This is a genomic window from Microbacterium sp. Z12_35 (assembly GCF_058310475.1).
The window spans coordinates 1,277,777-1,291,788 of record NZ_JBZEGJ010000001.1; the positions used below are offsets into that span (position 1 = coordinate 1,277,777).

The following is a 14,012-nucleotide window of genomic DNA, read 5'->3' on the forward strand; positions in this document are numbered from 1 at the left end:
ACTGGCCACCAGTAGACGACCACCATCCGACACGGATGGGGATCCACCACAGGGGACCAGCGTCTGCCGGCCTGCTCCGCAGCTCATATGAAATTGAGCGGGGTACCGAATTCGGTAACCGACATCAGCGTATCAGGAGCGCCTCCGTCCCGGCTGAGGACTCCCCCGGGAACGGCGAGCGCACGCCCGGCACGGCATGCGAGCGGGACGAACCCCGCCGCCCCGTGCGGTGTACTCACGCGAAGTGCCCGCCTAGGCTAGGGATATGAGCAGTGAAGGCAAACCCGCGGGCGCAGCATCCGATGAGATGAAGCGCAAGTTCCGCGAAGCGCTCGACAAGAAGAACGCCGCCAACCGCAATGGCGAGGCACACCTGGACGGCGACTCGCCCGTCCATGGCACCCACGGCGCGGCGAGCTCCAAGCGGGAATTCCGCCGCAAGAGCGGCTGACCGGAGCTTTCCCGGGGCCGCCTTTCGGCCCGAACGCAGAGCCCTTCAGCCGGCCAGGGCGATCGTGCGCGCGGCCGCATCGGCCAGAGCCCGCCCGTACGAGCGGCCATGCCCGGCGGCATGCACCGCCAGGGGATGCAGCTGGTGCACCGGGATGCGGTCGCGCCAGCCCGCCCGCAGGGGACGGCGCTCGTCGTAGGCAGCGCGCGAGACGTCGAGGAACGGGCATCCGAACAGTTCGAGCATCGCCAGGTCGGTCTCGCGATGTCCGCCGTGCGCTGCCGGGTCGATGAGGACGACGCCCTCGCGCGACCACAGGACATTGCCGTTCCACAGGTCGCCGTGGAGGCGCGCCGGCGGGTCGCCGTCGTCGAAGGTGCCGGAGGCGATGATGGCGCACGCCCGCTCGACCCCACGGGCTTCGTCGACCGTCAGGTTGCCGGCATCCACAGCCGCCGGCACGAACGGCATCACACGCTGCGCGGCATAGAACGCCCCCCACGTCGCCGTCGGCTCGGCGGGCTGGCGACGCCGGCCGATGAAGGTCGGGCCGGTCCATCCCTCCGGCGGAGCGCCGAAGGCCTCCGCGCCCGCGGCGTGCGTATCGGCCAGCGCCCTCCCGAACGCCGCGGCAGACACCGCATCCGGTTCGCCCTGACGCACCCGCTCGAGAACGATGCGCCCGGGACCGACCTCCAGGACCCGCGCGAACCGGGCGCCGCCGGCCGCGGCGAGCCACTGCAGGCCCGCCGCCTCGGCCTCGAAGAAGCCCTCGGGTGCGTCGGCGCGCTCCTTGACGATGCGCTCCACGCCGGCTACTCCCCCGCCAGGCCGCCGAGAAGATGCCCGAACGAGCGCCCTTCCCCGAGGTAGGAGGACGGGTCGTAGGGATCGTCCTCCCGGGCAGGCTCCCGGGCGGCGATGGCCGCAGCGAGCTCCCTGGCCGCCCGATCGACCCGCGAGCCCAGTGGGGCGACCTCGTCCGCGCTGGCTCCCCAGTCGCTGGATGCGGCGAAGACGCCCGTCGGCACGGGGTTGGCGTGCAGATAGGTGAACAGCGGACGCAGCGCATAGTCGATCGCGAGCGAGTGCCGCGGGGTGCCGGCGTTCGCCCCGAGCAGCACAGGCACTCCGGCGAGGGCGTCGGGGTCGAGGATGTCGACGAACGACTTGAACAATCCCGAATAGCTCGTGGAGAAGATCGGCGTGACCGCGATGATCGCGTCCGCCGACACCACGGCGTTGATCATGGACTCGAGGCCCGGCGCGGCGAACCCGGTGAGGAGGTTGTTCGTGATGTCATGCGCGTAGTCGCGCAACTCGAACACATCGACCTCAGCATCGATCCCGTCGGGGTCGGATGCGGTGGTCGTTGCCCGAAGGGCTGTGACAGCCGCCGCTGCGAGGCGGTCGGCGAGCATCCGGGTGGACGAGGGGTTGGAGAGCCCCGCCGTCACCACGGCGATGCGACGGACGGTCATGTCACGCTCCCGTCCGGCTCGCAGCCGCCCCGAACGCGCTCCCGGTCCGCGCCGCGGTATCGCGGTACGGCGACCCGTCGGTGAGGTTGTCGCCGCGGTTTGCCTTCGGCCGCGCCTCGCGGGGCACGCCATCACCGTACGCGGCGGCGACGAGGTTGGCGTGGGTGGGAGCATCCGGAACCGACGCGGGGCGGTTCTGCGCGAGCTCCTTGCGGAGGACGGGCACGACCTCGCCGCCGAGGATGTCGAGCTGCTCGAGCACCGTCTTCAGCGGAAGACCCGCGTGATCCATCAGGAACAGCTGGCGCTGGTAGTCCCCATACGCGTCCCGCATGCCGGCGTATCGGTCGATGACCTGCTGGGGCGAGCCCACCGTGAGCGGGGTCATCTCGGTGAAGTCCTCGAGGCTCGGGCCATGGCCGTACACGGGGGCGTTGTCGAAGTACGGGCGGAACTCGCGAACGGCGTCCTGCGACTTCGCACGCATGAACGCCTGCCCGCCGAGCCCGACGATCGCCTGCTCGGGCGTGCCGTGCTCGTAATGCGCGAAACGCTCCCGGTACAGCGTGATCAGGCGCTGATAGTGCTCCTTCGGCCAGAAGATGTTGTTCGCGAAGAACCCGTTTCCGTAGAACGCGGCCTGCTCGGCGATCTCCGGCGTGCGGATGGAGCCGTGCCAGACGAAGGGCGGCACGCCGTCCAGCGGACGCGGGGTCGAGGTGAAGCCCTGCAGCGGGGTGCGGAACTTCCCTTCCCAGTCCACGACATCCTCACTCCACAAGCGGTGCAGGAGGTCGTAGTTCTCGATGGTCAGCGGCAGACCCTGACGGATGTCCTTCCCGAACCACGGATACACCGGCCCGGTGTTGCCGCGGCCGAGCATGAGGTCCACGCGTCCACCGGACACGTGCTGCAGCATCGCGAAGTCCTCGGCGATCTTCACCGGGTCGTTCGTGGTGATGAGGGTCGTGGAGGTGGTGAGGATGAGGCGCTCGGTCTGCGCCGCGATGTACGCGAGGGTCGTGGTCGGTGACGAGGACCAGAAGGGCGGGTTGTGGTGCTCCCCCAGCGCGAAGACGTCGAGGCCCACCTCCTCCGCGTGCTTGGCGATGGTCAGGGTGGCCTGGATGCGCTCCGCCTCGCTGGGCGTCTGGCCGGTCGTGGGATCTTCGGTGATATCGCTCACCGTCATGATGCCGAACTGCATGCCCGGCCACGTTTTGTCGTTCACGTTCTCTCCCGTGTCGTCCCGCGCTCAGATTATATGCGCGTGAATATACCTCGTGTAACGCGTCGCTCCTGAGGTTATTCCCGCTCACGCGGTCGCGAACAGGGCGAGCAGATCGCGCACCACCTGGTGCGGAGTGGTTTCGCACGGGCTGTGACCGGTGTCGTACACGGCGAAGCGCGCGCCGATGCGCTGGGCGTACGCGCGGTGCTGGGCGGTGGGCCACAGATCGTGCGAACCGACCGCGGACAGGAGCGGCACCTCCGCATCCCGCACTTCCCGGGCGACGTCGGGCATGCGCATCATCAGGCCCACGATGTCGTCGACGCTGCTCCGGCGGGTGAGCGCGAAACGTTCGCGCACGAACGCAATCCGCCTGGGCGAGACGCCGTTGAGGTTGTTGCGGATGCCCCACAGCATCAGCGTCGCCCCGCGGTGAGGGGATGCCAGCGGACTCAGCCGCCCGATGTGCTTGATCCCTCGGAAAACGTTGCCCGTCGCGGGGGGCGTCGAGAGCAACGTCAGGGAGGCGAACAGGTCGGGACGCCGAGAGAGGGTCACCTGCCCGACGAGGCCCGCGAAGGAGTACCCCACGACGTGCGCGGGCGCCGTGTCGTCCTCGAGCACCGCGATGAGATCATCGACGAAGAGGTCGTAGTCGTAGTGCGCGCGCGGCGGATGCAGACGCTCAGGACCTGCCCGATAGGACTCATACTGCCCCGCGAGGTCGAAGGCTTCGGCGCGGTACCCCGCGTCGGCGAGCAGCGGGAGCATGAGGGTGAAGTCTTCCTTCGAGCCGGTCGCGCCAGGAACGAGCACGATGCGGCCGCGCTCCCCCGAGCCCATGGCCACGCGCGCGATGGCACCACTGGGTGCCGCGAACACATCGCTCTCGGCGCCGACCGGCAGCACGCGCCAATCGAGGTCCGACAACGCTCGGTCGCGGCTCACGGCATCATCGAGAGTGGTCATCGGCGGTACAGTATCGCTTCGCCGTCCGTGCAAGGGGGGTCGGCGCGTCGATCGGGCGAGATAGTGTGACGCCGAGATGAGCGACGCCTCCGCCCCCGCCGACCCGGAATCCCCCACCGGCACCGTGACCCCGGCGCGCCCGCGGCGACGCGTGCCCTTCTGGGACAACGCTCGCTTCGCGTGCATCGTGCTCGTCGTCCTCGGCCACGCGACACAGCGCCTGACCTACGACTCCGATGTCGCTCTTGCGTTCTATCTCCTCGTGTACGCCTTCCATATACCGGCCTTCGCGCTGATCTCCGGGTACTTCTCGAAGTCCGGAGCACCCACCCCACTGCAGATGGCGCGCATCCTGACCGACATCGTGGTCCCGTATGTCATCTTCGAAGCCCTGTGGACGATGACGAAGTGGCTCGTCGAGGGCCAGGCGAACCCCAACCTCACCCAGCCGTCCTGGACGCTGTGGTTCCTCCTCGCGCTCGGCATCTTCCGCCTCGTGCTGCCCTACCTCGCGCTGCTGCGCTGGCCGCTGCTGTGGACGGTCGTGATCTCCATCGGCGTGGGCTACCTCCCCAACATCGACTCCACGTTCGCACTCACCCGTACTCTCGGACTGCTGCCCTTCTTCACCCTGGGCTGGTGGCTGCGTGAGCACGACATCGTCGAGAGGCTGCATCTTCTCGGCCGCCGGCCGTGGTGGGCCGTCGCGGCATCGATCGCAGCCTTCGTCATCGGAGCTCTCGTCAGCTGGTTCTTCGTGGACGTCTGGCGCGGGGTCGACCTCCGGACCTGGCTGTTCTACGACGACGCATACTCCGTTCTCGTCGGGCCGCAGTGGTGGGGCGGCGGGGTGCGTCTGCTGCTCATGGGCGTCGCGGTCATCCTGTGCACGGCGTTCTTCACCCTCCTGCCACGACGGCAGACGTGGTGGACGCACTTCGGCAGGTACACGATGTACGTCTATCTGCTGCACTCGTTCGTGCTGTATCCGTTCCGCGAGTCGGGTGTGCTGCGCGACCTCGAGCCGACGTGGCTGTGGCTGCCGATCGTGATCGTCGCCAGCGTCCTCATCGCGTTGGGGCTGGCGACCCGCCCGGTGCGCCGGGTGTTCCGGGTGCTGGTGGAACCCCGGCCGAGCTGGCTGTTCGCGGATCCCGGGCTGGCGACCCGGGAAGGCCACCAGGATGACCCCACGGGGTCACGCCGTCCGCAGGAAGATCCGCGCCCGCTCCCGGCGGATCCCGGACCGAACGGCCGGTAACGCGGGGCAACATTCGTGCACACCGGGCCGGCGGAGATCTAACCTCGGGGCATGTCCGACCTGAACCTTCCCGTGCTCGATCTGTCGCTTCTGGACCAGGGTCCCGAAGCCGCCCAGCGCTTCCGCGAGGAGCTCCGCACCGCGACCCATGACGTCGGGTTCTTCTATCTCGTGGGCACCGGCGTGACGCCCGAACTGGAGGCACGCCTGCTGCAGGTCGCGAAGGACTTCTTCGCGCTCCCCGAGGCTGACAAGCTGGCGATCGAGAACGTGCAGAGCCCGCATTTCCGCGGCTACACGCGTGTCGGCGGTGAACGGACGCAGGGCAAGGTCGACTGGCGCGAGCAGATCGACATCGGTCCCGAACGCCAGCCGGTCACCGAACCTGACGCGCCCGATTACGCGCGGCTCATCGGGCCGAACCTGTGGCCTGATGCTCAGCCCGAACTGCGCGACGTGGTCACGGAATGGCACGACCACCTCACGGGCGTGGCACGCAAGCTCCTGCGCGCATGGGCGCTGTCGCTGGGGGCCGAGGATTCGTACTTCGATCGGCACTTCGGCGAACCGTCCACGCTCATCAAGATCGTCCGCTACCCCGGTAAGGAAGACCCGACGCCGCAGCAGGGAGTGGGCGCGCACAAGGACTCCGGCGTCCTCACCCTCCTGTGGGTCGAGCCGGGCAAGGGCGGCCTGCAGGTGCAGCGCGAGGGGGAATGGGTGGATGCTCCGCCCGTGCCCGGCGCATTCGTGGTGAACATCGGCGAGCTGCTCGAGTACGCCACGCAGGGCTACCTGACGGCCACGAACCACCGCGTCATCTCGCCGCGCTACCCCGGCGAGCGGATCTCGGTGCCGTTCTTCTTCAATCCGGCGCTGGACGCGACGCTGCCGATCATCCAGCTTCCCGCCGAACTGGCCGCTGAGGCGCGGGGCGTGACGGACGACCCGTCGAACCCGATCCACGCCACCTACGGAGAGAACGCGCTGAAGTCGCGCCTGCGCGCGCACCCCGACGTCGCCGCCATCCACCACGCCGACCTCGTCGCCGCACGAGCCGCCGCATCCGCGTCTTCCTGACGCTCGCGCACGCTCCCCCGCGCTCCCTCGCGCCCTCCCTCTCGACCGCGCTCTCGGCCGCGAGGCTGCAAGGCGGCCTCGTTCGGTTGCAGTCTCGGCGGCGGGGGCGACAGGGCCACGGGACGAGGCCAGAGCGGGTCAGGAGTCCTTCGAGGTGCCCGCCTCGAGGATCGAGACGATGGAGAACAGCGTGAAGCAGACCGCCCCGAGCCCTGTGAGGACGCGGGCGGGAACGAAGAAGTTCGGGTCGGTCGTGGCCGCCTCCGCCAGGAACGCCGCGAAGAAGAGGCAGGTCAGACAGGTCATGATCGGGATGATCGGCACTCTGTTGGCCAGCGGGAAGTCACGGCGCCATACCGAGGCGAGCAGCCAGACCTTCGAGATGATGCTGAAGCAGATCAAGCCGAGACCGATCAGGATGCAGCCAGGTGCGATCCGCTCCGGACGGTTCGAGCCGAACAGTACGAACAGCCCCCACACGATGGTGCTGGTTCCCATGATCAGCACCCAGATCGACCACGACCAGCGCTCCTGTTCGTCGAACTGATTGCGCACCTGTCGCACGACGGTGCCCACCAGTGCGATGAGACTCGAGCAGATCGCGGTCAGTCCGAGCAGCACGTGCCCGGCGACATAGTGATCAGCCTGCGCCCCACCTGCCAGCAGCACGACCGCCCAGGCTCCGGCGATGAACGTCGCTGCGACGGGCACGCTGAGCAGCGCCCAGGCCGCCGACCTGCTGTAGGCCTCCGCGGGCGCGCCGTCGCTGCGACTACCCGCGCCGTTCCGCGGGATCAGCGTGAACGCGCTGGATGCGGCACCGACGGTCGAGACGCAGGCTGCAACCAGCCCGACCCCGAACACGACGTGACCGGCGACGAACGAGGGAGCAGACGTCGCGTCCGATCGGAGCCAGAGACCCCAGCCGGCTGTCGCGAGCGCGACCCCGTAGCCCACCGTGGGGAGAACGACCTTCCACGCCGGCGCGAAGGTGTTCGTCAATTGACGGATGATCATCGCCGCCGTGGTGAACAGTGCGATGCAAATGGCCGTCAACGCGGTCAGCACGTGCCCTGCGACGAAATGACCCGCGTCGCTGCCGCCGCTGAGGACGTACAGCCCGAACCCCAGACAGACGGCGCCCATCAGCAGAGGAATGACGCGGAAGAGGATGCTGATCCCGTAATTCATGCGGAGCACCTCCTCACGAGCCGAAGGACGTCGCCCGGATTCCACCGGCATCCACAACGTATCCGCGCCTCCGGGCATTCACAAGGATGCCGCCCGAACGCAAAGCGAAAGGCCGTCCCACACCTGGGACGGCCCTTCGAGAAAGCGATTGTGCGCTGGTTGCGACTAGCGGCGGAGCCCCAGACGCTCGATCAGCGTGCGGTAACGCGCGATGTCGATGTCCTGGAGGTAGCCGAGCAGACGACGGCGCTGACCCACCATCAAGAACAGACCACGACGTGAGTGGTGGTCGTGCTTGTGCTCCTTGAGGTGCTCGGTGAGGTCCTTGATGCGCTGCGTCAGCATCGCGACCTGCACCTCGGGGGATCCGGTGTCACCGGGGTGCGTCGCGTACTCTTCCATGATCGCCTTCTTAGCGTCTGACTCGAGTGGCATAGATGGGATCCCCTTTCAGCTTGTTGCGCGGCGCCCGACGGCTTATCCGTGGGCTCTCTTTCTCCGCGGCCGATCCAACGGCAACCTCCTAAGACTACCAGCGAACGGATCCCGCGGCGACCGGGCCGCGGCCAGCGCCGGTTAGCCTGGAGGGATGCGCCGACCCTCCCCCGCCGTCCGCGCCACAGCCGCGTGAGCGCGGGTCGTCCGGCTCGGGCCCGTGGTCTGCGTCGCGATCACTTCGTCGACCTCCGGCCGTTGCGCACCCCGGCGTTCGCGCGCCTCTGGGCAGGCTCGGCACTGGCGGGGCTCGGCGGCCAGCTGACCGTCGTGGCCGTCATGCTGCACGTCTACGAGCTCACCGGTGACACGTTCGCGGTGTCGATGATCGCCGTGGCGGGGCTGTTGCCGATGGTCGTCGCGGGCCTCTATGGCGGGATGCTCGCGGACGCGTTCGACCGCCGGATCGTGGCCCTCCTGGCCGCGTCGGTGACCTTCAGCTCCACGGTGCTTTTGTCGGTCCTCGCCTGGACCGGCGGAGAGACCGTGTGGTGGCTCTACGTGCTGAGCGTGGTCAATTCCGCCGCGAACTCGGTCGTGATGGCCACCCGGGCCGCCATTGTGCCGCGCCTCATCACGCGCGACCTGCTTCCGGCCGCCGCAGCGCTCCAGGGCATCTCCGCCGGGGCGATGGTCATGGCAGGACCGGCGCTCGCCGGCGTGCTGGTCGCATTCACGGGGTACGCGTGGACGTACACGATCGACGTCATCCTGATGCTCGGGCTGTTCCTGGGTCTGTGGACCCTTCCGAAGATCGCGCCGGAAGGAGACTCGGTCAAGGCGGGTCTGCAGTCGCTCCGTGACGGATGGCAGTTCCTCCGCCGCGCCTCGAACATCCGCCTGCAGTTCCTGCTCGACATCGTGGCGATGACCTTCGGGCACCCCCTCGCCCTCTTCCCCGCGATCGGTGCCGTGCTGCTGGGAGGCGGCGCGATCACGACAGGCGCCCTCACTTCTGCGGTGGCGGGAGGGGTCCTCCTGTCGAGCCTGTTCTCCGGCCCGGTCGGACGCGTCCGACGCCAGGGGCTCGGGATCGAGCGGGCCATCCTCGCGTATGGCGTCGCCATGGCGATGTTCGGCGGCGTTCTCGCCGCCGCGGCCTTCGGGATTTTCGCGCCATCCGAGGTCAACGAGAACTCCGCGAACACCGCGCTCATCATCGCGGCCATGGTGACCCTGGTGCTCGCCGGCGCCGCCGACAACGTCAGCTCGATCTTCCGATCGACGATGCTGCAGGCCGCCGTCCCCGACAACATCCGCGGCCGCCTTCAGGGCGTGTTCATCGTCGTCGTCACCGGCGGACCGCGCGTGGGAGCACTGTACGCCGGCACCCTGGCGACCCTCGTGGCGCTGTGGTTCCCGCCCTTGCTCGGCGGCTTGGTCATCCTCGCCCTCGTGGGCCTTCTCGTCCGCCTCAACCCCCGTTTCCGCCACTACGACGCGGAGAATCCGCAACCGTGACCGTGCGCCGACCGCCGATCGTCGGAGGATTTCGGACGTCCCTTCAGAGCGGTGCATCCGCGTCCGCCAGCGGGGCTATCGTCGGCGGGTGACCTCTCCGACGGCCGTCCGCACTCCCTCCCCGATCACGATCGGGGTGCAATTCGTCCTCACCGGAGTCGTATGGGGTTCCAGCTTCCTGTTCATCGCGGTAGCGCTGACCGGCATGACATTCGTGCAGGTCACGTGGTCACGTCTCGTCTTCGGCGCCCTGACCCTCGCGGCGATCGTCCTTCTCCGGCGCGAACGGCTGCCGCGCTCCCGGAGGGTGTGGGGTCATCTGAGCGTCGTGGCCGTGACCTTCTGCATCCTGCCCTACCTGCTGTTCGCGTGGGCTCAGCAGCACGTCACCTCGAGCCTGGCGAGCATCTTCAACGCGACGACCCCGATCATGACGGCCGTGCTCGCGTGGGCGGTCTTCCGTGTCGAGCGCCTGCGCACCGGTCAGCTCGCCGGGATCGCCGTCGGCGTGGCCGGCGTGGTCGTGATCATCGCGCCGGGAGCGACCTTCGAACTCGGCGAGAGCGTCGTGGCCCAGCTGGCCCTCCTCGGGGGCACCGCCTGTTACGGCTTCAGCCTGGCCTACATGCGCAGGTTCCTCGCGGACACCGGCCTGTCCGGGGTGGCCGTCGCCGCGGGCTACATCGGCATCGCCGCGCTCGTCATGCTCGCCCTGTCGCCCCTGGTCTTCCTCGAACCAGTGCGGTGGGATCCCTGGGTGGCGGGCAGTGTTGTGCTGCTGGGATGCTTCGGCACCGGCCTGGCCTACATCTGGAACCAGAGCACCTTGGCGGCGTGGGGACCCACCCGCGCATCCACGGTGACGTACATCACGCCCGTGGTGGGTGTGATCCTCGGCATCGTGGTGCTCGGGGAGACGCTGACGTGGAACGAGCCCGCGGGCGCCCTCATCGTCGTCCTGGGGATCCTCCTCGTGCAGCAGCGGATCCGCCTCGGACCCCGCGCGACCGACTGAACGACGAAGCGGCGGATGCCGGAGCATCCGCCGCTTGCTGTCGCGGTCAGGCCTGCAGCGATCCCTGCAGCTCGAGCTCGAGGGTGACATCCTTGCCGACCAGCACACCGCCGGTCTCGAGGGCGGCGTTCCACGTCAGACCGAAGTCCTCGCGGTTGATGACCGCCTTCGCGGTAGCGCCGGCCTTGTAATTGCCGCCCGGGTCGGTGCCGAAGCCGCCGAATTCGAAGGCGAACGTCACCGGACGGGTGGTGCCCCGGATCGTCAGGTCGCCGTCGACGAGGAAGTCCCCCTGCTCGATGCGCACGCCGGTGGAGCGGAACTCCATGGTCGGGTACGTCTCGGCGTCGAAGAAGTCCGCCGAGCGCAGATGCTGATCGCGGCCCGCGTCCTTCGTGTCGACCGAGGCCACGTCGACGGATGCCTCGACGCGAGCGTCGAGGGGGTTCTCGGGGGCGATCAAGGTCGCGCTCTTCACACCGAAGGTACCGCGCACCTTGGAGATCATCATGTGGCGAACCGTGAAGGACACCTCGCTGTGCGAGGGATCGAGCACCCAGGTGCCTGCTTGATACCCGGAAACGTCGAGCGGGGTGGTGTCGGTCATATCTCTCCTCGTGGATGCTGGGGATGCTGCAACAAGGGAGCCAACGCGTCACGCGGTTCGATCTATTCCCCCGAATAGAAAGACCCGGGAGCGAAGGCTCCCGGGTCTTCCTCGCCCGATCGTCAGCCGACGGCGAGCAGGTCGATGATGAAAATGAGGGTCTTGCCGCCGAGGAAGTGGCCACCGGCGGGGCCGTACGCAAGGTGCGGCGGGATGATGAGTTCGCGGCGCCCCCCGACCTTCATACCGGGGATGCCGTCCTGCCACCCCTGGATGAGGCCACGGAGGGGGAACTGGATGCTCTCGCCGCGTCCCCAGGAGGAGTCGAACTCCTCGCCGGAGTCGTACTCGACGCCGGCGTAGTGGACGGTCACGGTGTCGCCGGGCTTGGCCTCGGGGCCGTCCCCGACGATGAGGTCACGGATGACGAGGTCGGTGGGAGCCGGCCCCTGGGGCGCGTCGAACTCGGGCTTGGTGCGATCGGTCATGATCTCATCCAAGCACGCTCGGCGGTGCGCCGGCGGCACCTCTTGACACCCTCTCGAGCAGAGTGGATGCTGTGTGCAGACAAACTCAGCGCTCGGTAGGCACGCAGGCATCGCCGCGGCACCGGGCGCTGAGTCTTGCTGCGGGCCCGCCTGCCGGGTCAGCGGGCGAACAAGGCTGCCCGCGCCTCGGCGGTCTGCCTCAGCAGGGTCCGCTCGCTCTCCGCGGCAGATGCGTCCCGCCCGCTCAGGCTTCGCTGCCGCGCGGCGGCCAGGGCGGTGGCGTCGGCGATGAAGGTGCGCATGAGCCTGCGCCGATCGCCGGGGAGGGTCGCGGCCCAGTTCAGCGCCGCGCGGCGGCCGGGTCCGGTGGCGAGCATGTCCACCTCCTGGGGAGTGAACCATCCCGCTGCCGCATACTCCCCCAGACGGGCGCGCGTGAGACGGCTTTCTTCCCGACGAAGCAGCACGACACCGAGGATGAAGAGCACGAACAGCGGCACCTGCAGCGTGAAGTACAGGCCGAAGAAGTCAGCGAGAACGGCAGAACCGTTCCACAGCGCGTGCAGGACGATGGCGGCCACCAGGCCGACAACACCGTAGCGCAGCGCTCCCCCGGCACCGAGCGCGCGCCGTGCCGCCAGACCGAGAGCGAACCCGGTCATCGCGGTGAACATCACGTGCGCGAACGGTGAGAGCACGGCACGGAGGAAGAAGGTCACTGTCACGTCCGCGATGCCGCCTTCCAGGAGGCTCACCGCGAAGTACTGCACGTTCTCGGTGAAGGCGAAGCCGGCTCCGACGAGCGCGCCGTACACGATTCCGTCGACCGGTCCGTTGAAAGCCCGCCGGGCGGCGACGTAGATCAGGAAGACGCCGAGACCCTTGGCCACCTCCTCCACGATCGGAGCCTGGACGATCGCGGAGAGCGCGGAGTCGCCGGCGCCGAACAAGAGTACGAGCACGAGGTCGACGCCCAGCGCGATGCCCACCGAGGCGATCGCCCCCCACGCGAGGGCGAACACCACCAGACCGCGCGGCTCCGGCTCCCAGCGATCGACGATCCGTACCGCCAGCCACACCCCCACGAACGGGATTGCCGCCAACACGACGCCGATGATGGATGCGACGGGACCGAGGAAGCGCAGGAAGTACCCGACCAGGGCGAGCAGCACGATGACGAGGACGCCGCCGACCCAGATCAACGCGGCGCCCGTGCCCCGTGGCCGCGGCGGCTCGCTCGGAGCGACCTGCCGTGACGGTGCCGGTGGGATCAGGGCTCCGGCGCCGGGGTGCGGTTGCGACAGCGACGAGGGATGCGACATGCGCTCAGCCTAGAGCGCCGCCGGGTCCCTCTCCGGCCAGGCGCACCACCCCGCTCGGCACGGACCGCGCCGCAACCGCAGGTAGCGTGGAACCATGCGTTTCGCCCATGTCATCCCGCCGTCCTCGACCACCCCTCGGCTTGTGGTCGTCCGCGACGGCGAGAGCGCATTCGTCGACGAGCTCTTCCCGGGCGCGCCGTCCCGACTGGATGACCTGATCGCCGGCGGCGACGACCTGCTGGGTCGTGTCCGCGAGGCCCAGCAGGCAGCCGTCTGGCAGCCGCTGGCCGACCCCACCTTCGCGTCAGTGGTGCTCACTCCACCCGTCATCCTCGCGGTCGGGCTGAACTACGCGGCGCACTCGGGCGAGCTGGGGCTGAAGACGGACGCGACCCCGACCGTGTTCGGCCTGTGGCCGAATTCCCTCACCGGGCACGACGCGACCACCTCCTGGCCCCGGTCCCTCAGCCAGTCCGTCGACTACGAGGCCGAGCTGGGCGTCCTGATCGGCCGGCCCGCGAAGGACGTCGCGGTGGAAGACGCCCTCGACCACGTGTGGGGCTACACGGTGGTCAACGACATCACCGCGCGCGACATCCAGTTCTCCGAGGCGCAGTGGTCGCGATGCAAGTCGTTCGACGGCTTCACGCCGACCGGACCGTTCGTCGTGACGGCGGACGAGATCGCCGACCCGCAGGATCTGCACATCTGGACAGTGGTCGACGGGCACCTCGTCCAGGACGCCTCCACCGGTCAGATGGTGCGGTCTGTGGCCCTTCTCATCTCGCACCTCTCCCGCTCCGTCACGTTGCTGCCGGGCACCCTGATCTCCACCGGAAGCCCGGGAGGCGCGGGCTACTCGCGCGACCCGCAGATCTTCCTGCGCGACCGCTCCACCGTGACCGTGGGAGTGGACGGGATCGGCGAACTGACAACGCACTGCCGCATCCTCGACTGACC

The 14,012-nt window shown here is 68.8% G+C and carries 15 protein-coding genes; 6 read left to right on the forward strand and 9 right to left on the reverse strand.

Annotated elements, in window-relative coordinates; translation table 11 throughout:
- The first annotated feature begins 265 nt into the window (after positions 1 to 265).
- On the forward strand, positions 266 to 451 hold the full coding sequence (locus AC4FS1_RS06370) for a DUF5302 domain-containing protein (protein ID WP_491153451.1): 186 nt from the start codon (positions 266 to 268) through the stop codon (positions 449 to 451).
- 45 nt (positions 452 to 496) lie between these two features.
- Here the strand turns inward: AC4FS1_RS06370 and AC4FS1_RS06375 are convergent, their stop codons facing one another.
- From AC4FS1_RS06375 to AC4FS1_RS06390, 4 genes are all read right to left on the reverse strand, one after another.
- Positions 497 to 1,252, reverse strand: a complete 756-nt coding sequence (locus tag AC4FS1_RS06375) for a fructosamine kinase family protein (RefSeq protein WP_491155658.1) — start codon at positions 1,250 to 1,252, stop codon at positions 497 to 499.
- Positions 1,253 to 1,266: 14 nt separating this feature from the next.
- Positions 1,267 to 1,932 carry a CE1759 family FMN reductase gene (locus AC4FS1_RS06380; RefSeq protein ID WP_491153453.1) on the reverse strand — a complete coding sequence of 222 codons (666 nt, stop codon included), beginning with the start codon at positions 1,930 to 1,932 and terminating at the stop codon, positions 1,267 to 1,269.
- A gap of 1 nt (position 1,933) precedes the next feature.
- Positions 1,934 to 3,139 (reverse strand): LLM class flavin-dependent oxidoreductase, encoded by a 1,206-nt coding sequence (locus tag AC4FS1_RS06385; RefSeq protein WP_491155660.1) that lies wholly within the window; start codon positions 3,137 to 3,139, stop codon positions 1,934 to 1,936.
- A gap of 108 nt (positions 3,140 to 3,247) precedes the next feature.
- Positions 3,248 to 4,132 carry an alpha/beta fold hydrolase gene (locus tag AC4FS1_RS06390; RefSeq protein ID WP_491153454.1) on the reverse strand — a complete coding sequence of 295 codons (885 nt, stop codon included), beginning with the start codon at positions 4,130 to 4,132 and terminating at the stop codon, positions 3,248 to 3,250.
- Positions 4,133 to 4,208: 76 nt separating this feature from the next.
- Here AC4FS1_RS06390 and AC4FS1_RS06395 point away from each other — a divergent pair, with 76 nt between their 5' ends.
- Positions 4,209 to 5,393: an acyltransferase family protein gene (locus tag AC4FS1_RS06395; protein WP_491153456.1), complete on the forward strand. Its 1,185-nt coding sequence runs from the start codon at positions 4,209 to 4,211 to the stop codon at positions 5,391 to 5,393.
- A gap of 51 nt (positions 5,394 to 5,444) precedes the next feature.
- Positions 5,445 to 6,473 carry an isopenicillin N synthase family dioxygenase gene (locus AC4FS1_RS06400; protein ID WP_491153457.1) on the forward strand — a complete coding sequence of 343 codons (1,029 nt, stop codon included), beginning with the start codon at positions 5,445 to 5,447 and terminating at the stop codon, positions 6,471 to 6,473.
- Between the two features lie 138 nt (positions 6,474 to 6,611).
- On the opposite strand, the gene AC4FS1_RS06405 is transcribed toward AC4FS1_RS06400, so the two are convergent.
- Positions 6,612 to 7,664 carry a DUF2776 family protein gene (locus AC4FS1_RS06405; protein ID WP_491153460.1) on the reverse strand — a complete coding sequence of 351 codons (1,053 nt, stop codon included), beginning with the start codon at positions 7,662 to 7,664 and terminating at the stop codon, positions 6,612 to 6,614.
- A 165-nt stretch (positions 7,665 to 7,829) separates the two neighbouring features.
- Positions 7,830 to 8,099 carry a 30S ribosomal protein S15 gene (gene rpsO, locus AC4FS1_RS06410; protein WP_491153462.1) on the reverse strand — a complete coding sequence of 90 codons (270 nt, stop codon included), beginning with the start codon at positions 8,097 to 8,099 and terminating at the stop codon, positions 7,830 to 7,832.
- Between the two features lie 192 nt (positions 8,100 to 8,291).
- Here rpsO and AC4FS1_RS06415 point away from each other — a divergent pair, with 192 nt between their 5' ends.
- On the forward strand, positions 8,292 to 9,620 hold the full coding sequence (locus AC4FS1_RS06415) for an MFS transporter (protein ID WP_491153464.1): 1,329 nt from the start codon (positions 8,292 to 8,294) through the stop codon (positions 9,618 to 9,620).
- A gap of 88 nt (positions 9,621 to 9,708) precedes the next feature.
- On the forward strand, positions 9,709 to 10,635 hold the full coding sequence (locus AC4FS1_RS06420) for a DMT family transporter (RefSeq protein WP_491153466.1): 927 nt from the start codon (positions 9,709 to 9,711) through the stop codon (positions 10,633 to 10,635).
- 46 nt (positions 10,636 to 10,681) lie between these two features.
- Here AC4FS1_RS06420 and AC4FS1_RS06425 read toward each other — a convergent pair whose 3' ends face one another.
- The 3 genes from AC4FS1_RS06425 to AC4FS1_RS06435 all read right to left on the reverse strand — a co-directional run bounded on the left by AC4FS1_RS06425 (position 10,682) and on the right by AC4FS1_RS06435 (position 13,052).
- Complete coding sequence (locus tag AC4FS1_RS06425; RefSeq protein ID WP_491153468.1) at positions 10,682 to 11,242, reverse strand: YceI family protein; 561 nt, start codon at positions 11,240 to 11,242, stop codon at positions 10,682 to 10,684.
- Between the two features lie 122 nt (positions 11,243 to 11,364).
- Positions 11,365 to 11,730, reverse strand: coding sequence for an FKBP-type peptidyl-prolyl cis-trans isomerase (locus tag AC4FS1_RS06430; protein WP_491153470.1), 366 nt, complete (start codon positions 11,728 to 11,730; stop codon positions 11,365 to 11,367).
- A 158-nt stretch (positions 11,731 to 11,888) separates the two neighbouring features.
- Positions 11,889 to 13,052, reverse strand: coding sequence for a PrsW family intramembrane metalloprotease (locus AC4FS1_RS06435; RefSeq protein WP_491153471.1), 1,164 nt, complete (start codon positions 13,050 to 13,052; stop codon positions 11,889 to 11,891).
- 94 nt (positions 13,053 to 13,146) lie between these two features.
- On the opposite strand from AC4FS1_RS06435, the gene AC4FS1_RS06440 reads away from it, so the two are divergent.
- Positions 13,147 to 14,010: a fumarylacetoacetate hydrolase family protein gene (locus tag AC4FS1_RS06440; RefSeq protein WP_491153473.1), complete on the forward strand. Its 864-nt coding sequence runs from the start codon at positions 13,147 to 13,149 to the stop codon at positions 14,008 to 14,010.
- The last annotated feature ends 2 nt before the right edge of the window (positions 14,011 to 14,012 follow it).

Coding starts and splice junctions, on each gene's coding strand:
- AC4FS1_RS06390 (WP_491153454.1), bottom strand. CDS start 4,132: ATGACCACTCTCGATGATGCCGTGAGCCGCGACCGAGCGTTGTCGGAC.
- AC4FS1_RS06395 (WP_491153456.1), top strand. CDS start 4,209: ATGAGCGACGCCTCCGCCCCCGCCGACCCGGAATCCCCCACCGGCACC.
- AC4FS1_RS06435 (WP_491153471.1), bottom strand. CDS start 13,052: ATGTCGCATCCCTCGTCGCTGTCGCAACCGCACCCCGGCGCCGGAGCC.
- AC4FS1_RS06430 (WP_491153470.1), bottom strand. CDS start 11,730: ATGACCGATCGCACCAAGCCCGAGTTCGACGCGCCCCAGGGGCCGGCT.
- rpsO (WP_491153462.1), bottom strand. CDS start 8,099: ATGCCACTCGAGTCAGACGCTAAGAAGGCGATCATGGAAGAGTACGCG.
- AC4FS1_RS06380 (WP_491153453.1), bottom strand. CDS start 1,932: ATGACCGTCCGTCGCATCGCCGTGGTGACGGCGGGGCTCTCCAACCCC.
- AC4FS1_RS06370 (WP_491153451.1), top strand. CDS start 266: ATGAGCAGTGAAGGCAAACCCGCGGGCGCAGCATCCGATGAGATGAAG.
- AC4FS1_RS06385 (WP_491155660.1), bottom strand. CDS start 3,139: ATGCAGTTCGGCATCATGACGGTGAGCGATATCACCGAAGATCCCACG.
- AC4FS1_RS06400 (WP_491153457.1), top strand. CDS start 5,445: ATGTCCGACCTGAACCTTCCCGTGCTCGATCTGTCGCTTCTGGACCAG.
- AC4FS1_RS06440 (WP_491153473.1), top strand. CDS start 13,147: ATGCGTTTCGCCCATGTCATCCCGCCGTCCTCGACCACCCCTCGGCTT.
- AC4FS1_RS06405 (WP_491153460.1), bottom strand. CDS start 7,664: ATGAATTACGGGATCAGCATCCTCTTCCGCGTCATTCCTCTGCTGATG.
- AC4FS1_RS06425 (WP_491153468.1), bottom strand. CDS start 11,242: ATGACCGACACCACCCCGCTCGACGTTTCCGGGTATCAAGCAGGCACC.